Below are 18,120 nucleotides of genomic sequence, written 5' to 3'. Positions count from 1 at the left end.
GGGACTCACATGGATTTCTCGTGGACCGAGGAGCAGACGGCGCTGCGCGAGCGCGTGCGCGAACTGCTCGCGCGCGAACTGCCACCCGATTGGGAGGGCCTGAGCCGCCACGGCCCGGGCAGCCCCGAGCAGACGGCGTTCTCGCTGGACTTTTGCCCGAAGCTCGCCGACGCCGGCTTGCTGGTGCCGCACTGGCCCGTGGAGCACGGCGGCAGCGGCGCGCCGCCCTGGCACCACTTCATCATCGGCGAAGAGCTGTGGGCCGCAGGCGAGCCGCGCGGCGCGCAGTACATGAACGTCAACTTCATCGGGCAGACGGTCATGCGCTTCGGCTCGCTGGAGCAGAAGCAGCGCTACCTGCCGCCCATGGCGGCGGGCCGGGCCATCTGGTGCCAGGGCTTCTCCGAGCCCTCGGCCGGATCGGACCTCGCGGCACTGCGCACACGCGCCGAACGGCGCGGCGATGAGTACGTCATCAATGGCTCCAAGATCTGGACCTCCTACGCCGGCCTCGCGCAGACCTGCTTCCTGCTTGCACGAACCGGCGGCGCGGGCCGCCAGGGCATCTGCATCTTCCTCGTGCCCATGGACACGCCGGGCATCACGGTGCGCGGCATTCCTTCGCTCATCGGCGAAGGCGACATCCACGAGGTCTTCTTCGACGATGTGGTGGTGCCTGCCGACGCGCTGCTCGGCGAGGAGGGGCAGGCCTGGCCCATCATCGGCTGGGCGCTGTCGCACGAGCGCGTGGGCATCGCGCGCTACGCCTTCTCGCGCCGCGTGCTCGACGGGATGGTGCGGCAGTTGCAATCGCAGGGCCGCTTCGACGACCCGGTGGTGCAGGCGCGCGCGGGGCAGGCGCTGGCGGCCATCGAGGCCGCGCGCTTGCTGGTCTACCGCGTGATCGACCAGCGCGCGCGCGGCCTGCCGCCCACCGCCGACGCCAACGTCGCGCGCACGGCGGTGATCGCGGCCGACCACCGGGTGTCCGACTTCGGCATGAGCTTCCTGCCCGACACGTATTGCGGCAGCGATCACCCGCTGCACCTCTCGCACCACGAACGCGCCATCGCCGCCGGCATCGCCGCGGGGGCGGCCGAGATCCAGCTCAACCTGGTGGCGCAGGATTTCCTGAAGCTGCCGCGCGAGGCCCGCGCATGAACTACGAACTGAACGACGACCAGCGCGCCCTGCTGGATGCGGTGGAGCAGGTGGTGCAGCACCACCTGGCGCGAACGCCCGCGCCGGTGCGCGTGGAGTGCCTGCCCGAACTCGACCGCGACCTGGAGCAGGGCGGCTATTTCGAGGCCTTCCACACCGAAGGCCTGGGCCCCGTGGCCGCGGCCGCGATGGTGATCGCGCTGGCGCGTCTGCCCTTCTGCACGGAGCTCGGCGCCTCGGCGCTGCTGGCGCCGCGCCTGGGGCTGCCGCGTGTGTGCGCGGTGTTGGGCGAAGACCGCGCCGCGCCCGCGCGCTTTCTCGCACAGGCGGCCTGCGCGGTGGCCATCGAGGCCGATGGCGTGTTCCTGGCCCACCTGAAGGCCGGTGACGCGCGCGAGGTGGAGAGCCTGTGGGCCTACCCGATGGGCGAGCTGATCGCGCCCGAGGACTTGCGCTGGCAGCGGCTCGACGCCGACCCCAACGAATGCCTGAACCTCTGGCGCGTCGCCATCGCCGCCGAGATCGCGGGTTGCCTGTCCGCTGCGATGGTGAGCGTGGTGCAGCACGTGAGCGACCGGCGCCAGTTCGGCCGGCCGCTGGGCAGCCTGCAGGCGGTGCAGCACCGGCTGGCGCAGAGCGCCGTGCTCGTGGAGGGTGTGCGCTGGTTCGCGCTGGCCGCGGCATCGGGCGCGGTGCCGGCCGCGCTGGCGCTGGGCCAGGCGCAGCAGGCCGTGCGCCCCGTGGCCTACGACCTGCACCAGTTCATGGGCGCCATGGGCCTCACGCTGGAGCACCCGCTGCACCGTTGGACCTACCGCGCGCGGCGTTTGCAATCGGAGCTGGGCGCGTGCGAGCACCAGTTTCAGATCGCGGCGCGCAAGGCCTGGGCTGTGTGACATGACATCAGGGAAGACATCGACGTGAAACGACTGCCCCTCACCGGCATCCGCGTGCTGGACCTCAGCCGCATCCTTGCCGCGCCGCTGGCCGCGCAATCGCTGGGTGACCTCGGCGCCGAGGTCATCAAGATCGAGCGTCCCGGCCGAGGCGACGAGGCCCGCCGCTGGGGTCCGCCGTTCCTGAAAGACACCGAAGGCCGCGACACGCGCGAGTCGCCCATGTACCTCTCGGCCAACCGCAACAAACGCTCCATCACCATCGACCTCGCGCGCCCCGAGGGGCAGGACCTGGTGCGCCGCCTGGTGGAACAGAGCGATGTGCTGATCGAGAACTACAAGGTCGGCGACCTCAAGCGCTACGGGCTCGACCACGAGTCGCTCAGGCGCCTCAACCCGCGCCTCATCTACTGCTCCGTCACGGGTTTCGGCCAGACCGGGCCCTACGCCGCGCAGCCCGGCTACGACACCGTGTTCCAGGCCATGAGCGGACTCATGTCCGTGACCGGCCTGCCCGACGGCGTGCCCGGTGGCGGGCCCATGAAGACCGGCCCCAGCCTGGCCGACTTCATGGCCGGCCAGTTCGCCACCGCCGGCATCCTGGCCGCGCTGTACGAGCGCGACACGCACTCGGGCGAGGGCGCGCACATCGACATCGCTCTGCTCGACAGCACCATCGTCGCGCAGACGCATTCGGTGGCCACCTACCTTGCCACCGGCCAGGTGCCGCCGCGCCGCGGCACCGAAGGCAACGGCGGCCTGCCCTCGCAGGCCTTCGCCTGTGCCGACCGCAGCGTCATCGTCATCTGCGGCAGCGAGGACCAGTACCGTGAGTTCTGCGAGGCGCTGGGCCACCCCGAGCTGGCGAGTGACCCGCGCTTCGTCACCAACAGCGAACGGCTGCGCCACCGCACCGAGCTGGCCGCCACCTTCGGCGCGATCACCGCTCAATGGCAGTCGGCCGACCTGCTGGCCGCGTTGAAGCAGGCCGGCATTCCCAGCGGCCCGGTCAACACGTACGACGAGGTCTTCGCCGACCCGCAGGTGCAGCACCGCGGCGTGGCGATCACCGCCGACCATGCGCAGGCGGGCCCCACGCGCTTCTGTGGCAGCCCCATCCGCTTCACCGGCATGCCCGGGCGCGCGCCCATGGCCCCACCCGTGCTGGGGCAGCACACCGACGAGGTGCTGCGCGACGTGCTGGGGCTCGATGGGACGGCCGTTGCCGCCTTGCGCGAAGCTCGCGTCGTGTGAGGCCGCGGGAGCCCGCCATGCAGACATTCGAGACCCTGATCGTGTCCGTGCAGGACGGCGTGGCCCGCCTCACGCTCAACCGGCCCGAGGTGATGAACGCCATCGACCGTCGCATGGCAGCCGAACTCACCGAGGCCCTGCGTGCGCTGGGCGCGCGCGAGGACGTGCGCGTGCTGCTGCTGCAGGGCGCGGGCGCGAACTTCTGCGCCGGTGGCGACGTGCGCGGCATGCGCGACGCGGGGCCGCGCAGCGCGGAGGAAGCGCGCCGCGGCATGGACCTTTACCGCGACATGACGCTCGCCTTGCACGGCTTCGAGCGGCCCGTGATCGCCGCCGCCGATGGCGTGGCGTATGGCGCCGGCTTCAGCCTGCTGCTGTTGGCCGACATGGTGCTGCTGGGCGAACGCGCGCGACTGTGCATGGTGTTCGGCCGCGTGGGCCTGATCCCCGACTGCGGCGCGTTGTACACGCTGCCGCGTGTGGTCGGCCTGCAGCGCGCGCGTGAGCTGGTGTTGTCGGCTCGCGAAATCGACGCCGCCGAAGCGCAGGCCATGGGCGTGGCCCTGGAGGTGGTGGCCAGCGATGCCCTGCTGGCGCGCGCGCAGGCCATGGCCGGGGCGCTGACCCAGGCATCACCCCTGGCCCTTGCGCTGGCCAAGCGCCACTTTCAAGGTGCGTTCGACAACGATCTGCCAGCCACGCTGGCGCACGAATCACACGGCCAGGCCTTGGCGCTGGCCAGTGCGTACCACCGGGACGCGGTGCGCCGCTTCACCGAACGGCAACCGCCGCTGTTTCAATGGCCGCAGGCCCGGCGCTAGGGTTTGGCCTGCCTCCAGCGTGAAAGCCGGCGCGGCAGAATCGTCAGATTCTTCGCCGCGCGACGGAGCCCACGCATGCTCAGACGAACCCTCATCAAGGCCCTAGGCGCCACGCCGCTGGCGTCCGTGCCCCTGGCGCACGCCGCGCCGCAGGTGCCGGTGCCGGTGCCCGCCATCGGTGCCCCGCTGGCCCTGCCCGACGTGCCCCTCTTCGATGGCGGCCACTTTCGCGCCGCGCAGGCCGAAGGTCAGGTGGTGCTCATCTACTGGTGGGCCAGTTGGTGCCCCTACTGCGCCGAGCAGACGCCGCTGATGCAGAAGCTGTGGGACGAACAGCGCCCGCGCGGCCTGAAGATGCTGGGCCTGTCCATCGACAAACGGGAAGAGGATGCGCGGCGCTACCTGGCGCGGCGCGGCTACACGTTCCCCACCGGCATCACCACGCCCGCCATCGATCGCGTGCTGCCACGGCCGAGCAAGGCGCTGCCCATGACCCTGGTGCGGGGCCGCGATGGCCGCGTGGTGATGGCCGAGAAGGGTCAACTCTTTCCGGAGGACGTGGCGCAGATCGCGCGTTTCGTCTGAGCCGCGCTCAGCTCACGATGCCCAGGTGCCAGGGCACGAACTCGTGGTCGCCCAGGCCCAGTTGTTCGCTCTTCGTGCGTTCTCCTGACGCGGTGCGCAGGATGTGCTCGAAGATGCGCTCGCCCATGCGCGGGATGTCGAGCTCGCCGTCGATCACCAGGCCGCAGTTGATGTCCATGTCCTCTTCCAGCCGCTGGAACATGGGCGTGTTGCTGGCCAGCTTGATGGTGGGCGCTGGCTTGCTGCCGAACATGCTGCCGCGCCCCGTGGTGAAGCAGATGAGGTTGGCGCCGCTGGCGATCTGGCCCGTGGTGGCCACCGGGTCGTAGCCCGGCGAGTCCATGAACACCAGGCCGGGCGTGTCGATGCGCTCGGCGTAGCGCACCACGTCCACCAGTGGCGTGGTGCCGCCCTTCATGGCCGAGCCGAGCGATTTCTCCACGATGTTGGCCAGGCCGCCGGCCTGGTTGCCCGCGCCCACCACGCCGTTGAACTGCGCCTGGTGGCCGCGCGTGTACTCGGTCCACCAGGCCAGGCGGTCCAGCAACTTCTGGCCCACGGCGGGGCTCACCGCGCGGCGCGTGAGCATGAACTCCACGCCGTGGATCTCCGGCGTTTCCGACAGGATGGCCGTGCCGCCATGGCGCACCAGCAGGTCCATGGCCGCGCCCAGGGCGGGGTTGGCGCCGATGCCGGAGAAGCCGTCCGAGCCACCGCACTCCAGGCCCACCTTCAGGTGCGCCGCGCTCACGGGCTGACGCCGCGCGGCATTGGCCAGCGGCAGCATGGCCTGCACGGCGGCCACGCCGGCGGCGATGGTGGCGCGCGTGCCACCCACGTCCTGCATCACGTAGCCGCGCATCAGCGGGCCTTCGCTCAGGCCTTGCGAGGCCATGAGATCGGCCACCTGGTTGCGCTCGCAGCCCAGGCCCACGATCAGCACGCCCGCCAGGTTGGGGTGGCTGGCGTAGCCGCCGATCGTGCGGCGCAGCAGGTCGAAGTGCTCGCTGGGGCTGGACATGCCGCAGCCGCTGGTCTGCGCGAACGCCACCACGCCGTCGACATTGGGGTAGTCGGCCAGGCGCTCGGGCGTGAAGTGCGCGGCGATGCGGTGTATCACCGTGGCGGAACAGTTCACCGAGCTGAGGATGCCGATGAAGTTGCGCGTGCCCACGCGGCCGTCCGGGCGCACGAACCCCATGAAACGGGCGCGCGCGGACTCGGGCACGTGGTCCACGGGCTTCACGTCCAGGCCGAAGCCGGGGTCGTGCGCCTCGTGCGCGAGGTCGAGGTTGTGGCCGTGCACGTGCTCGCCGGCCTCGATGTCGCGCGCGGCCCGGCCGATGACCACGTTGTACTTGAGCACCCGCTCGCCGGCCGCGATGTCGCGCGCCGCGATCTTGTGGCCGGCCGGCAGTTGCGCCTTCGCGCGCAGGCCGAAGCCCGGCAGCGCCTGCCCCAGCGCCAGCGGCTGGCGCACCACCAGCACGTTGTCGCTGGCGTGCAGGCGGATCAGCGGCGAGGCGTCGACCACGGGCATCAGCTCTTGCTCATCAGTTCGCGCAGTTTCAGCCGCTCGATGAGCTGCGTTTCCTTGCGGTAGGTGGTGGCGACGTAGCTGGCGTAGTCGGGCCCGTCCAGGTACATCAGCGGCGCGTCGATCTTGCCGCAGGCGGCCGCGAACTCGGGGCTCGCGGCGGCGGTCTTGAAGGCCTCGCGCAGGCGCTTCTCGATGGCCGGGTCCAGTCCCTTCGGCGCGCCCACGCCATTGGGCGCGTCCACCACCACGTCGTAGCCCGAGTCCTTGAGCGTCGGCACGTCCGCGAACTCGCGGGTGCGCTGCACGCCCCAGGTGGCCAGCAGGCGCAGCTTGCCCGACTTCACATGCGGCGCCCAGGAGCTGGAGTCGGCCAGCGCGTCGATCTGGCCGCCCAAGAGATCCTGCAGGGCGGGCGCGCCGCCCTTGTAGGGCACGTGGTTGAGCTCGATGCCGGCGGCCAAGGCGAACTCCTCCATGCCCACGTGCGTGGCGCCACCCACGCCCGCGCTGCCGTAGGTGAGCTTGCCGGGGGCGGCCTTGGCCGCTGCGACCAAGTCCTTCAGGGTCTTGTGAGGCGAGTCCGCGCGCACCGCGATGCCGAAGGTCTGCCCCGAGGTGCGGGCCAGGTAGGTGAGGTCCTTCATCGGGTCGAGCTGCACGCTGCCCAGTTGCGAGAAGCGCGTCACCGAGATCGGGATCTGGCCCACCGTGTAGCCGTCGGGCCGCGCCATGGCGAGTGCCTTGAGCCCCAGCATGCCGGAGGCCCCCGCGCGGTTCTCCACCACCACGGGTTGGGCGAGCGCGCTGCTGGCGGCCACGCACAGGGCGCGCATGGTCATGTCGCCGGTGCCGCCCGCGGGCCAGGGGCAGATGAAGGTGATGGGGCGCTCGGGGTAAGCGGCGGCACGCAGCAGCGGCGCGGCGCCCCCGAGGGCGGCGCCCACGGTGCCGAGCATGAGTTGGCGGCGGTTCATGTGCATGGCTTGTCTCCTGTCGTTGTGTGTGGGGGAACGCGCCGCATTCTGGTGGCTGTCACCATGTCCAACCAATGAAGAAGTGGACATGCTGCATGTCATATTCTTCATGTACACCAAACCGGAGCCCACCCCCATGAGCGACATCGACCGCGTGCTGCGTTCCAACCTCAAGCTCAAACACCTGCAGCTGATCGTGGCGCTCGACGAGTTCCGCCACCTCGGGCGCTCGGCCGAGTTTCTCTCGCTCACGCAGCCGGCGGTGAGCAAGTCGCTCGCCGAGATCGAGCGCCTGTTCGGGCTGGAGCTGTTCGTGCGCTCCACGCGCGGCACGGAACCCACGGCCTATGGGCAGAAGGTGGCGCGTTTCGCGCGCTCGGTGCTGGCCGACTTCGACCGCACGCGCGAGGACATCTCTGCCGTGGCCAGCGGCGGGGCCGGGCGCATCCGCGTGGGCGCCATGGTGGTGGCCACGCCGGGCCTGCTGATGGAGGCCGTGAGCCGCCTGAAACAGGAAGCGCCGCGCACGGCGGTGCTGGTGGAAGAGGGCGACCTGTCGCGCCTGTTGCCGCGCCTGCGCGTGGGCGAGCTGGACTTCATCGTGGGCCGCCTGGAGCCAGGCTACGCCTCGCCCGACCTGGAGACAGAGGCGCTGTACACCGAGGCGATGAGCGTGGTGGTGGCGAGCGACCATGCCCTGGCCCGCCTGCGAAAACCCGGCTGGGCGGACCTGGCCGCGCAGCCCTGGGTGGTGCCACCGCCCTGGGCCTCGTCGCGCATCAAGCTCAACCAGATGTTCTACAAGCACGGCCTGGAGCCGCCGGCGGACATCGTGGAGACCGCGTCTTTCCTGGTGACGCTGAGCTTCCTGCGCCAGCACCGGCGCGTGGCCTTCGTTGCACACGAGGTGGCGCGCTACCTGGAAGGCGAGCAACTGGCGCGAACCCTGGCGCTGCCGGTGCCGATCGAGTTGCCACCGGTGGGGCTCATCATGCTGCGCGGCGGGCTGCGCACACCGGCGGCCGACAAGCTGCTGGGCACGCTGCGCGCGAGCGCACGGCGCGGTGCGAAGGCCCGAAGGCGGCCCGCGCGCTGAAGCGCGTCTTACAGCAGCGCGGGAAACTTCTGCTTCGCGCGCTCCAGCTCGGGCAGCAGCTTCTCCAGGATGGTGGGCACGTCCATGCGGCTCGTCGCCACCGACAGGCTCATCGCCGCGATGGTGCGGCCACGGCGGTCGAGGATGGGCACCGCGATCGAGCGCAGGCCGATTTCGAGTTCCTGGTCGCACAGCGCGTAACCCTGCCGCTGCGCCAGGTCCACCTGCTGTATCACCTTGGGCAGGCTGGTGATGGTCTTGACCGTGAGCGCGGGCCGGCCCATGCGGTTGAGCATGAAGCGCACCCAGTCGCGCGGCTGCCCGCCCAGCAGCACGCGGCCCGTGGCGCTGGCGTAGGCCGGCAGCCGCGCGCCCACGCCCAGCCCCACCGACAGGCTGCGCCGGTGCGTGGCGCGTGCGACGAAGACCGAGTCCTGCGAATCGAGCACCGCGATGGAGGCCGATTCCTTCGTGCGCTCGGCGGTGGTCTCCAGGATGGGCTGCGCCAGGCGCGTGAGCGCGTCCGACACCACGAAGGCCGAGCCCAGGCGCAAGGCGCGCGCGGCCAGTTGGAACTGGCGACCGTCCTGCGTGGCGTAGCCCAGGTGGCACAGCGTGTGCAGCGAGCGGCGCACCGAGGCCTTGGTGTGGCCCGTGACCTCGGCGAGCTGCGTGAGCGTGGCCGCGCCGCGCAACTGGCCAAAGGCTTCGATGATGGCGAGGCCCTTCTCCAGCGCCATGACGTAGTCGCGTTCGCCGCGCTCGGACCGCTCGTCCGTGTCATGGGTCACGCTGGCGTGGCCGGCCGTGCTTGATGGTTTGGATGAAGTTCGCATGGCGCACATTTTGTGCGAATTCGTTGATGTGCATCAAGCACGCGCCTAGACTGCGCCGCCGTGCCGGTGATTGGCCGACACGTTTCGCCCACCCCACGCAGAGGAATGACATGAACTCCCCACGAATCACGCGACGCGCCCTCGCGGCGGCGTCGATCGCCGCCGGCCTGTGCGCCGCGCTTCCCTTGAACGCGCTGGCCCAGTCGGGTGCATCGCCCAAGCTGCTGCGCCTGGTGGTGCCGTTCCCTGCGGGTGGCACCGCCGACGTGCTGCCGCGCGTACTCGCCGAGAAGATGCGCGATGCCTATCCCGCGGGCATCGTGGTGGAGAACCGCACCGGTGCAGGCGGAAACATCGGAGGCGAGTTCGTCGCGCGCGCCGAAGCCGACGGCAGCACGCTGCTGGTGTCGCCGCCCGGCCCGATCGCCATCAACCACCACCTCTACAAGACCATGCCGTTCGACCCCACCAAGTGGGTGCCGGTGACGGTGGTGGCCACGGTGCCCAACGTGCTGGGCGTTTCCACCAAGGTGCCGGCCAACAACCTGGCCGAGTTCATCGCCTATCTCAAAGCCAACCCCGACAAGGTGACCTACGCCTCGCAGGGCAACGGCTCCACCTCGCACCTCACGGCCAACCTGTTCATGCAGCTCACCGGCACGCGCATGGTGCACATCCCCTACCGCGGCACGGCGCCCGCGCTGACCGATCTCGTCGGTGGCCAGGTGGACGTGTTCTTCGACAACATCGCCTCCTCGGCGCAATACCACCAGAGCAAGCGCATCAAGGTGCTGGCGGTGGCGGACGAGCGCCGCTCGAAGGCGCTGCCCGACGTGCCGACCTTCACCGAGCTCAAGTTGCCCGACATGCAGGCCGTGACCTTCTTCAGCGTGGTCGCGCCATCGGGCACGCCCGAGGCGGTGGCGGTGCAGATCCAGAAGCACTTCGCCGCCGCGATGGCCCTGCCCGACGTGCGCGAGAAGTTCGCCGCGCAGGGCGCCGAGCCGGGTGGGCAGACGCCGAAGCAGACGGGTGCCTTCATCAAAGCCGAGTCCGAGAAGTGGGCCCGCGTGATCAAGGCCGCCAACGTGACCCTCGAGTGACCGACGACATGCCAGACGTGCAAGCCATTCATTGGGCCGATCGGCTCACCCGCGTGCCCTACGCGGTGTACGCAGACGATGACATCCACGCGCAGGAGCAGGACCGTGTGTTTCGCGGTGCCACCTGGAACTACCTGTGCCTCGACGCGGAGCTGCCCGAGGACGGCAGCTACCGCACCACGCACGTGGGCGAGACGCCCGTGGTGGTGGTGCGCGACGCCGACGGCGAGGTGTACGCGTTCGAGAACCGTTGCGCCCACCGCGGCGCGTTGATCGCGCTGGAGAAATCCGGCAAGGCCGAGAGCTTCCAGTGCGTGTATCACGCCTGGAGCTACAACCGCCAGGGCGATCTCACCGGCGTGGCTTTCGAGAAGGGCGTGAAGGGCCAGGGCGGCATGCCGCCCGACTTCTGCAAGGAAGAGCACGGCCCGCGCAAGCTGCGCGTGGCCGTGTACTGCGGTCTGGTTTTCGGCAGCTTCAGCGATGACGTGCCGCCGATCGAGGAGTACCTGGGCGAGGACATCTGCGCGCGCATCGAACGCGTGCTGCACAAACCGGTGAAGGTCATCGGCCGCTTCACCCAGGCCCTGCCCAACGACTGGAAGCTCTACGTGGAGAACGTGCGCGACAGCTACCACGCGAGCCTGCTGCACCTGTTCTTCACCACCTTCGAACTCAACCGCCTCTCGCAGAAGGGCGGGGTGATCGTGGACGAATCGGGCGGCAACCACGTGAGCTATTCGATGATCGACCCAGCGGCCAAGGACGAGTCGTACAAGGAGCAGGGCCTGCGCTCCGACCACGACCGCTACCGCCTGAAGGACCCGAGCGTGCTCGCCGGCTTCGACGAGTGGCCCGATGGCATCACGCTGCAGATCCTCTCGGTGTTTCCGGGCTTCGTGCTGCAGCAGATCCAGAACTGCCTGGCCGTGCGCCAGGTGGTCACCAAGGGCAAGGACCGCAGCGAGCTGCACTGGGTCTACCTGGGCTTCGAGGACGACACGCCCGAGCAATTGCGCATGCGCCTCAAGCAGTGCAACCTGGTGGGCCCGGCGGGCTTCATCTCCATGGAAGACGGCGCGGTGGGTGGCTTCGTGCAACGTGGCATCGCCGGCGCGCGCGACCAGCACGCCGTGGTGGCCATGGGCGGCGACGTGGTGGCCTCGGGCGAAGGCCGGGCCACCGAAACCTCGGTGCGCGGCTTCTGGAAGGCCTACCGCCAGCACATGGGGGTGGCGGCGTGATCGATCTGCTGAACCTCATGGCCTTTCACGCGGCCTACGCCGAAACCATCGACAGCGACCGCCTGGAGCAGTGGCCCGACTTCTTCGCGCCCGATGCGCACTACCGCATCACGCACGTGGAGAACGAGCAGCAGGGCCTGCCGGCCGGCATCGTCTGGGCCGACTCGCGCGCCATGTTGGAGGACCGCGTGGCCGCGCTGCGCGAGGCCAACATCTACGAGCGCCAGCGCTACCGCCACCTGCTCGGCGTGCCGCTGCTGGAGGCGGCCGACGAGCACTCGGCGCGCGCAAGCACGCCGTTCATGGTGGCGCGCATCATGGCGCACGGCGAGACGCGGCTCTTCGCCACCGGCGTTTACCGCGACCGCTTCGTGCGGGTGGACGGGAAGCTGCTGCTGGCCGAGCGCGTGGCGGTGTGCGACAGCACCGTCACCGACACGCTGATGGCGCTGCCGCTGTGAGCGCCCGGAGCGAGCGATGAGTCCGCGCGTGGCCCTGAGCCTGGGCGATCCGAACGGCGTCGGACCCGAGATCGTGCTCAAGGCGCTGGCCGAGCTGGCGCCCGAGGAGCGCGAGCGCCTCGTGGTCTACGGACCGGGCGAGGTGCTGCGCGCCACCGCGCAGGCCCTGGGCCTGGAGCACCTTCTGAAAGGCCTCGCGCAGGTGCACGTGGGCGGCCTGCCCGCCGGCGCGCACCGGCCCGGCCGCATCGACGCCGAGGCCGGCCGCAGCGCCGTGGCCAGTGCGAGCGCGGCCATCGAAGCCTGCCGCGCGGGCGAGGTGCAGGCCGTGGTGGCGGGCCCGCACCACGAAACCGCCATCGCGCAGGCCGGCATCCGCTTCAGCGGTTACCCGAGCCTGGTCGCCTCGGTCTGCGGCCAAAGCGAGGACGAGGTCTTCCTGCTGCTCATCGGCGGTGGCCTGCGCATCGTGCACGCCACGCTGCACGAAAGCGTGGAGCGCGCGCTGTCGCGCCTGAACCCGGCCCTGGTGGTGGCCGCCACGCAGGCCGGCGTGCGCGCCTGCCGGCGCCTGGGCGTCGCCGAGCCGCGCGTGGCGCTGTTCGGCGTGAACCCGCACGCGTCCGAGGGCGAGCTGTTCGGCCCGCACGACGCGCGCTGCACCGTGCCCGCCGCGCGAACCCTGCGCGAGCAGGGAGTGGACGTGGGCGAACCGCAAGGCGCCGACGTGCTGCTGGCCGACCACGCGCGCCGCCCGCACGACCTGTACGTGGCCATGTTCCACGACCAGGGCCACATCCCCATCAAGCTGCTCGCCCCGCAGGGCGCCAGCGCCCTGTCCATCGGTGCCGACGTGCTGCTGGCCAGCACCGGCCACGGCAGCGCGATGGACATCGCCGGCACCGGCCAGGCGCGGCCCGATGCGCTGCTGCGCAGCCTGCGCCTGGTGATGGGCCCAACGCCGACCTCAACGCCGGCCTGAACCCGCTTCCCTCTTGTTCGCATGACCCACCAGATCCGCATCGCCGGCACCGACGTGTCCTTCGCCTGCGAGCCCACCGACACCGTGCTCGACGCGGCGCTGAAGGCGGGCATCGAGATGCCCTATTCCTGCCGCAAGGGCGTGTGCGGCAATTGCGCCGCGCGCGTCGAAGAAGGTGAGTTCGAGCTCGGTGTCGTCTCCGCCGAGGCGACGCCACCGGGGCAGCAACTGCTGTGCCAGTGCCGCCCGCGCAGCGACCTGAGCATCGCCCCCGCGAGCTGGCGCCGCGCCGAGCCGGGCGCGCGCCAGCGCCTGCGGCTCAAGGTCTACCGCAACACCCTGGCCGCGCCCGACGTCAGCCTGCTGCAACTGCGCCTGCCCGCGGGCAAGCGCGCGCGCTTTCGCGCCGGGCAGTACCTGCAGGTGCAACTGCCTGATGGCGAACAGCGCAGCTACTCCATGGCCAACCCGCCGCACGAAAGCGATGGCGTGCAACTGCACGTGCGCCACGTGGCCGGGGGGCGCTTCAGCGCGCTAGCGCCCGGGCTGCAGCCCGGCGACACGCTGGACGTGGAACTGCCCTTCGGCCAGGTGGAGATCGACCCGGCGTCGGACCGGCCGCTGTTGTGCGTGTGCGGCGGCACCGGCTTCGCGCCGGTGAAGTCGCTGCTCGATCACCTGCTGCGCCAGAAATCGACGCGGCCGGTGACGCTGGTGTGGGGGGCGCGCGATCGCTCGGGCCTGTACCTGCTGGAGCACGTGCAGAAGTGGGCGCGTGGCCTGCCCGACTGGCGCTTCGTGCCCGCGCTGGAGAACGAAGCCGACGCGCAGGCCCTGCAGGGCCACCACGGCCGCGTCGACACGGCCGTGCGCGCGGTGGCCGACGACCTGCAAGGCGCCGAGGTCTACTGCTGCGGCGCGCCCGCGATGGTGTCCGCGGTTCGGGCGCAGTGCGCGGCACTGGGCCTGCCACCCGAGCGCTTCCACGCCGACATCTTCGTCGTCGGCTGACGCGGCTTCACAGGCGGCGGCGCAGCGCCTCGAAGAACAGCTCCGACTGCAGGCGCTCGCCCAGCGTCTGTTCGGCCACGCGCGCGGCCATCTCGGGCGTGCTGGGCGCGAGCGGCAGCCCGCTGGACGCGGCGATCACCTGCGCCATGCAGGCGCGTTCCAGGTAGTACAGGTCGTCGAAGGCGTGGTCGATGCGCGCGCCGCAGACGATGACGCCGTGGTTGGCCAGGAAGGCCACGTCGGCGTCGCCCATGGCGCGCGCGATGCGCTCGCCCTCGGCGTGGTCGAGCGCGAGGCCGTTGTAGACCGGGTCGGTGCCCACGCGGCCATGGAAGCGCATGGCGTTCTGCGACAGCGTGGTGTCCAGCGCGCGGCCGCGCGTGAGCGTGAGCGCGGTGGCGTAGGGCATGTGCGTGTGCAGCACCACGGCCTGGCGCGCCACGCGGTGCATGCCGGCGTGGATGTGCATGGCCGTGCTCTCCACCGGGTGGCGACCCGCCAGCACCTGGCCCTGCGTGTCCACCATCACGATGTCGTCGGCTTGCACCTCCTGCCACAGCAGCCCGCGTGGGTTGAGCAGGAAGCGGCCCGAGCCGTCGGGCAGCTCCACGCTGAAGTGGTTGCACACGCCCTCGGACAGGCCGAAGTGCGCGGCGGCGCGCAGCGCGAGCGCGAGGTCGGTGCGCAATTGGCGCACGGCATCGCTGGTGTAGTCGTGTTCGTGGTTCATGCGTCGGTTCTGATGAATTCGGCCGCGACAAGGCGGGCGGCCGCCAGGTCCCAGCCGGCCCAGCCGCAGCTCTTGAAGAACACCGGGCCGTTCGGTCGCGGGCGGTCGAGCCAGTCGGCCAGCGTGGGCACGGCGGTGACGTCGAGGCCGGCCTGCAGCAGGTCGCCGGCCTCGTGGTCGGCGTCGCGCGTGTCCACGGCGAGCGTGCCGCGCGCGGCGATGTGGCGGCAGACATCGGGCGCCCATTCGAGCATCGCGGGCGTGAAGGCGCCGACGGCGGCGATGAAGGCATCGTCGCGCGGCGTGGCGTGCAGCGACGCGGCTTGCGCGGGCGTGGCGCTCACCACGAGGGGGCAATCGGCCAGCGCGGCGTCGGCGTCGTCCACGCGGCTCGCTTCCAGGCCCAGGTGGCGTGCGTGTGCCACCAGCGCATCGGCGCTCGCGGCGCTGCGCGAGGCCACGCGCACCTGCGTCACGCCCAGCCCGCTGGCGAAGGCCTCCAGGTGCGCGCGCCCCTGCACGCCAGCGCCCACGATCAGCAGCGGGCCGTCGGTGCGTGGCGCGAGCCGTTGCGCGGCCAGCAACGACACGGCGGCGGTGCGCCGCGCCGTGACCGTGGGTCCGTCGAGCAGGGCCAGGCGGCGGCCATCGCGCGCATCGAACACGATGACGTCGCCCTGGATGCCGGGCAGGCCGCGCGCGGCGTTGTCGGCGACGAAGCTGATCAGCTTGGTGATGGCCACGCGCGCGTCCGTGGCGGGCATGGCGATCAGCACACCCCCCGCCGGCAGCGGCAACACGGTTCGCGCCGGCACCTTCACTGCCGGGTCGCGCAGCAGCGCGGCGATGGCATCGGCCAGTTCGGGATAAGGCAGGGCCGCGGCGGTGGCTTCGGGCGAGAACAGCGTGGGTGGGTTCATGTGGTCACTGACGTCGTTTGCCCGGGCGTGTGTGCTTCTGCGGTGCCGCGTCGCCAGAACCCGCTTTCGCGATTCGTTTGCTGGCCGGCTGCAAGCGAGCGATGGCCGATGCGTAGGCCTCGGAATCTTCTCGTTTGTCGACGGCCATGACCATCACGACGAGTGCGTCGTCCTCCACGCCATACACCAGGCGATAGCCCTGCTTGCGCAGCTTGATCTTGTAGTAACCGCGGAGTTCGCCCCGAAGCTCGGCGCCAGGCACATGCGGATTGTCCAGCCGCGATTTCAACAGCTTCCTGAAGTTCTCCTTCACGGATCCATCCAGGGCCTTCCATTCGTCCAGCGCGGAGGGCAGGAACTTCAGCTTGTACTTGTGTGGCGAGGGCGCTGCCACGGGTGCTGGCAAGGGTGCTTTGGCCTTGGCCACGGGTCACACGCTGTCGATGTCGACTTCGACAGCTTCGATCTTCTCCGCGAGCCGCGCAGCCACCTTGGCCTGGAGCTCCTGATCGATCAGTTCTTCCATGATGGCCTCGAAAAGGCTGGGCTTGAGCATGTAGAAAGCCGGTCGGTTGTGGCTGAGCACGGCCACGGGTTTGTGCTTTGCCCCACGCAAGACGGCCGCGGGGTTCTTCTTGAAGTCCGACATGCTCACGGTTTGGTCGGCGAGAATGGTGTTCATATTTCGCTCCAAAATAAGAGCTGATTTTAGCGCTGATTCAGGCGAAAAAAAAGCCCGCCGGCTGGCGGGCTTCTTCTCGGGGCCGGACCGTTCAGATCTTGGCCGAGGTGATGTAGCTGTCGTAGCGCCACTCGGAGAAGCGGCTCCACAGGATCTGGTCGCGCTGGAAGGCGCGCATGTCCTGGTGGATCTTCTTGAATTCGGGCGACTTGGCCTCGTGCGCGGCGAACACTTCCTGCGCGGACTTGAAGCCGGCGTCCATCACGGCCTTGGGGAAGGCGATGAGCTTGGTGCCCGAGGCCACCAGGCGCTTGAGGGCCAGCGGGTTCTGCGCGTCGTACTTGGCGGTCATGTCGCGCGCGGCCACCGCACCGGCGGCGCGCACGATGGCCTTGTTCTCGGCCGACAGGGCGTCGAAGGCCTTCTTGTTGATGAAGAACTCGAGCTCGGCGCCGCCTTCCCACCAGCCGGGGTAGTGGTAGAAGGGCGCGACCTTGTTGAAGCCCAGGCGCTCGTCGTCGAAGGGGCCGACGAACTCGGTGGCGTCCAGCGTGCCTTTTTCCAGGGCCTGGTACACCTCGCCGGCGGGCATGTTCTGCGCCACCACGCCCAGCTTGGCCATGGACTCGCCGAACAGGCCGCCGCCCATGCGCATCTTCAGGCCCTTGAGGTCGGCCACGGTCTTGATTTCCTTGCGGTACCAGCCACCCATCTGGGTGCCGGTGTTGCCGGAGCTCATGGAGAGGATGTTGAACTTGGCGTAGAACTCGTCCATGAGCTTGCGGCCGTTGCCGTGCTCCATCCAGGCGTCCATGTGGCGCGCGGTCAGGCCGAAGGGCACGGCGCAGCCGAAGGCGAAGATCGGGTCCTTGCCGGTGAAGTAGTACGACGCGGTCTGCGCCATCTCGATGGTGTTGTCCTGGATCGCGTCGACCACGCCGAAGGCGGGCACGATCTCACCGGCGGCGTGGATGGACACCTCGAACTTGCCGCCCGACAGGGTTCTGTCGCGTTGCCAGTTGATAAACGAGTTTGGGGTAGGAACGGATGCCAGTTCTTCAAACGGGACGGATTTGTCCTGACAATACATAAAACTGGTCGGCAAAAGACAGCTTGATACCGCCTTCCAGCAGGAGCTGACCTTTGCGGATCATGTGCATCAGCTCGATGCCGGCCAGGACATTTTTGGCGGCTCGAAATGACTTGAAGTTGAGCATTGGTTTGGTGACCCGTTTGATGGCCCGATGGTCCTGCTCCACGATGTTGTTCAGGTATTTGATTTGCCGCACGATGATCGGCATTTCGCCTCGGGCATTGATCTCATCCATGGCTGCCTTGTTGGCGCTGCTCTTGTCCAGGGTGACCTTCTCGGGAACACCGCTGGCCTTCATGGCCTTGTCAAAGAAGCGCACGGCTGCGGCCTTGTCGCGCTGGGCCGTCAGCAGAAAGTCGACCGTCTTTCCCTCCTTGTCCACTGCGCGGTAGAGGTATTTCCAGACGCCTTTGACCTTGATATAGGTTTCGTCCATGCGCCAGCTGCCGCCCACCGGGCGCTTGTGTTTGCGAAAGACTTTTTCAAGCAATGGAAGAAACCGGATCGCCCAGCGGTTGATAGAGGAATGGTCGACAAACACACCTCGTTCCTGCATCATTTCCTCCAGGTGGCGGTAGCTCAACGGATACGCTGCATACCAGCGAATGCACACCAGAATGACGTCGATTGGGAAGCGCATTCCTTTGGTCGCCAGCATCTCGTTCAAACCTTTTCAGTCAAAGTGCTCAGCATAGACGAGCAAGTTGCTTGACCGTCAACGCGACAAAACC

At 69.5% G+C, this 18,120-nt stretch carries 19 protein-coding genes and 1 pseudogene; 11 read left to right on the top strand and 9 right to left on the bottom strand.

Going from position 1 to position 18,120, the window contains the following annotated elements; translation table 11 throughout:
• The first annotated feature begins 9 nt into the window (after positions 1-9).
• The 5 genes from BN948_RS19210 (at position 10) to BN948_RS19190 (ending at position 4,717) form a co-directional block, all read left to right on the top strand.
• Positions 10-1,161 carry an acyl-CoA dehydrogenase family protein gene (locus tag BN948_RS19210; protein WP_009514991.1) on the top strand — a complete coding sequence of 384 codons (1,152 nt, stop codon included), beginning with the start codon at positions 10-12 and terminating at the stop codon, positions 1,159-1,161.
• The gene (locus BN948_RS19205) at positions 1,158-2,057 is read left to right on the top strand and encodes an acyl-CoA dehydrogenase family protein (RefSeq protein WP_009514993.1); all 900 of its coding nucleotides are present in this window, start codon (positions 1,158-1,160) and stop codon (positions 2,055-2,057) included. The genes BN948_RS19210 and BN948_RS19205 overlap by 4 nt, the downstream gene beginning before the upstream one ends.
• 24 nt (positions 2,058-2,081) lie before the next feature.
• Positions 2,082-3,311: a CaiB/BaiF CoA transferase family protein gene (locus BN948_RS19200; RefSeq protein WP_009514995.1), complete on the top strand. Its 1,230-nt coding sequence runs from the start codon at positions 2,082-2,084 to the stop codon at positions 3,309-3,311.
• A 17-nt stretch (positions 3,312-3,328) separates the two neighbouring features.
• Complete coding sequence (locus BN948_RS19195; RefSeq protein WP_009514999.1) at positions 3,329-4,132, top strand: enoyl-CoA hydratase/isomerase family protein; 804 nt, start codon at positions 3,329-3,331, stop codon at positions 4,130-4,132.
• A 75-nt stretch (positions 4,133-4,207) separates the two neighbouring features.
• A complete protein-coding gene (locus BN948_RS19190) occupies positions 4,208-4,717 on the top strand; it encodes a TlpA family protein disulfide reductase (RefSeq protein ID WP_009515001.1) in 510 nt (169 codons plus the stop codon).
• Between the two features lie 7 nt (positions 4,718-4,724).
• Here BN948_RS19190 and BN948_RS19185 read toward each other — a convergent pair whose 3' ends face one another.
• The gene (locus BN948_RS19185; protein WP_009515003.1) at positions 4,725-6,257 is read right to left on the bottom strand and encodes a UxaA family hydrolase; all 1,533 of its coding nucleotides are present in this window, start codon (positions 6,255-6,257) and stop codon (positions 4,725-4,727) included.
• The gene (locus BN948_RS19180; RefSeq protein WP_009515005.1) at positions 6,257-7,237 is read right to left on the bottom strand and encodes a Bug family tripartite tricarboxylate transporter substrate binding protein; all 981 of its coding nucleotides are present in this window, start codon (positions 7,235-7,237) and stop codon (positions 6,257-6,259) included. The genes BN948_RS19185 and BN948_RS19180 overlap by 1 nt, the downstream gene beginning before the upstream one ends.
• A gap of 130 nt (positions 7,238-7,367) precedes the next feature.
• Between BN948_RS19180 and BN948_RS19175 the strand changes: the two genes are divergently transcribed.
• Positions 7,368-8,327 (top strand): LysR family transcriptional regulator, encoded by a 960-nt coding sequence (locus BN948_RS19175; protein ID WP_035623223.1) that lies wholly within the window; start codon positions 7,368-7,370, stop codon positions 8,325-8,327.
• A gap of 8 nt (positions 8,328-8,335) precedes the next feature.
• On the opposite strand, the gene BN948_RS19170 is transcribed toward BN948_RS19175, so the two are convergent.
• Entirely contained in the window at positions 8,336-9,118 is a 783-nt protein-coding gene (locus BN948_RS19170) for an IclR family transcriptional regulator domain-containing protein (protein WP_069903045.1), read from the bottom strand.
• A 155-nt stretch (positions 9,119-9,273) separates the two neighbouring features.
• Here BN948_RS19170 and BN948_RS19165 point away from each other — a divergent pair, with 155 nt between their 5' ends.
• The 5 genes from BN948_RS19165 to BN948_RS19145 are packed head-to-tail and all read left to right on the top strand — an operon-like array spanning position 9,274 to position 13,964.
• On the top strand, positions 9,274-10,266 hold the full coding sequence (locus tag BN948_RS19165; RefSeq protein ID WP_009515009.1) for a Bug family tripartite tricarboxylate transporter substrate binding protein: 993 nt from the start codon (positions 9,274-9,276) through the stop codon (positions 10,264-10,266).
• Positions 10,267-10,274: 8 nt separating this feature from the next.
• Positions 10,275-11,510, top strand: coding sequence for an aromatic ring-hydroxylating dioxygenase subunit alpha (locus tag BN948_RS19160; RefSeq protein ID WP_009515010.1), 1,236 nt, complete (start codon positions 10,275-10,277; stop codon positions 11,508-11,510).
• A complete protein-coding gene (locus tag BN948_RS19155) occupies positions 11,507-11,971 on the top strand; it encodes an aromatic-ring-hydroxylating dioxygenase subunit beta (protein ID WP_009515012.1) in 465 nt (154 codons plus the stop codon). The genes BN948_RS19160 and BN948_RS19155 overlap by 4 nt, the downstream gene beginning before the upstream one ends.
• Positions 11,972-11,987: 16 nt before the next feature.
• Complete coding sequence (locus BN948_RS19150) at positions 11,988-12,953, top strand: PdxA family dehydrogenase (RefSeq protein WP_009515014.1); 966 nt, start codon at positions 11,988-11,990, stop codon at positions 12,951-12,953.
• Positions 12,954-12,974: 21 nt separating this feature from the next.
• Entirely contained in the window at positions 12,975-13,964 is a 990-nt protein-coding gene (locus BN948_RS19145) for a 2Fe-2S iron-sulfur cluster-binding protein (protein WP_009515020.1), read from the top strand.
• 7 nt (positions 13,965-13,971) lie between these two features.
• Here the strand turns inward: BN948_RS19145 and BN948_RS19140 are convergent, their stop codons facing one another.
• The 6 genes and pseudogenes from BN948_RS19140 to BN948_RS19115 form a co-directional block, all read right to left on the bottom strand.
• The gene (locus BN948_RS19140) at positions 13,972-14,694 is read right to left on the bottom strand and encodes an aldolase (RefSeq protein ID WP_009515021.1); all 723 of its coding nucleotides are present in this window, start codon (positions 14,692-14,694) and stop codon (positions 13,972-13,974) included.
• A complete protein-coding gene (locus tag BN948_RS19135; RefSeq protein WP_009515023.1) occupies positions 14,691-15,614 on the bottom strand; it encodes a delta(1)-pyrroline-2-carboxylate reductase family protein in 924 nt (307 codons plus the stop codon). The genes BN948_RS19140 and BN948_RS19135 overlap by 4 nt, the downstream gene beginning before the upstream one ends.
• A 4-nt stretch (positions 15,615-15,618) precedes the next feature.
• Positions 15,619-16,041, bottom strand: a complete 423-nt coding sequence (locus tag BN948_RS19130) for a type II toxin-antitoxin system RelE family toxin (protein ID WP_009515026.1) — start codon at positions 16,039-16,041, stop codon at positions 15,619-15,621.
• A gap of 3 nt (positions 16,042-16,044) precedes the next feature.
• Complete coding sequence (locus BN948_RS19125; protein ID WP_009515028.1) at positions 16,045-16,296, bottom strand: type II toxin-antitoxin system Phd/YefM family antitoxin; 252 nt, start codon at positions 16,294-16,296, stop codon at positions 16,045-16,047.
• A 91-nt stretch (positions 16,297-16,387) separates the two neighbouring features.
• Positions 16,388-17,302, bottom strand: a pseudogene (locus BN948_RS19120) (TRAP transporter substrate-binding protein); the annotation flags it as partial.
• A 52-nt stretch (positions 17,303-17,354) separates the two neighbouring features.
• Positions 17,355-18,047 (bottom strand): IS6 family transposase, encoded by a 693-nt coding sequence (locus BN948_RS19115; protein WP_009520510.1) that lies wholly within the window; start codon positions 18,045-18,047, stop codon positions 17,355-17,357.
• Between the last annotated feature and the right edge of the window lie 73 nt (positions 18,048-18,120).

The organism is Hydrogenophaga intermedia, assembly GCF_000723405.1.
In the GTDB taxonomy this organism is placed as follows: Bacteria; Pseudomonadota; Gammaproteobacteria; order Burkholderiales; family Burkholderiaceae_C; genus Hydrogenophaga; species Hydrogenophaga intermedia.
This window is presented reverse-complemented; position numbering and strand designations above follow the sequence as displayed.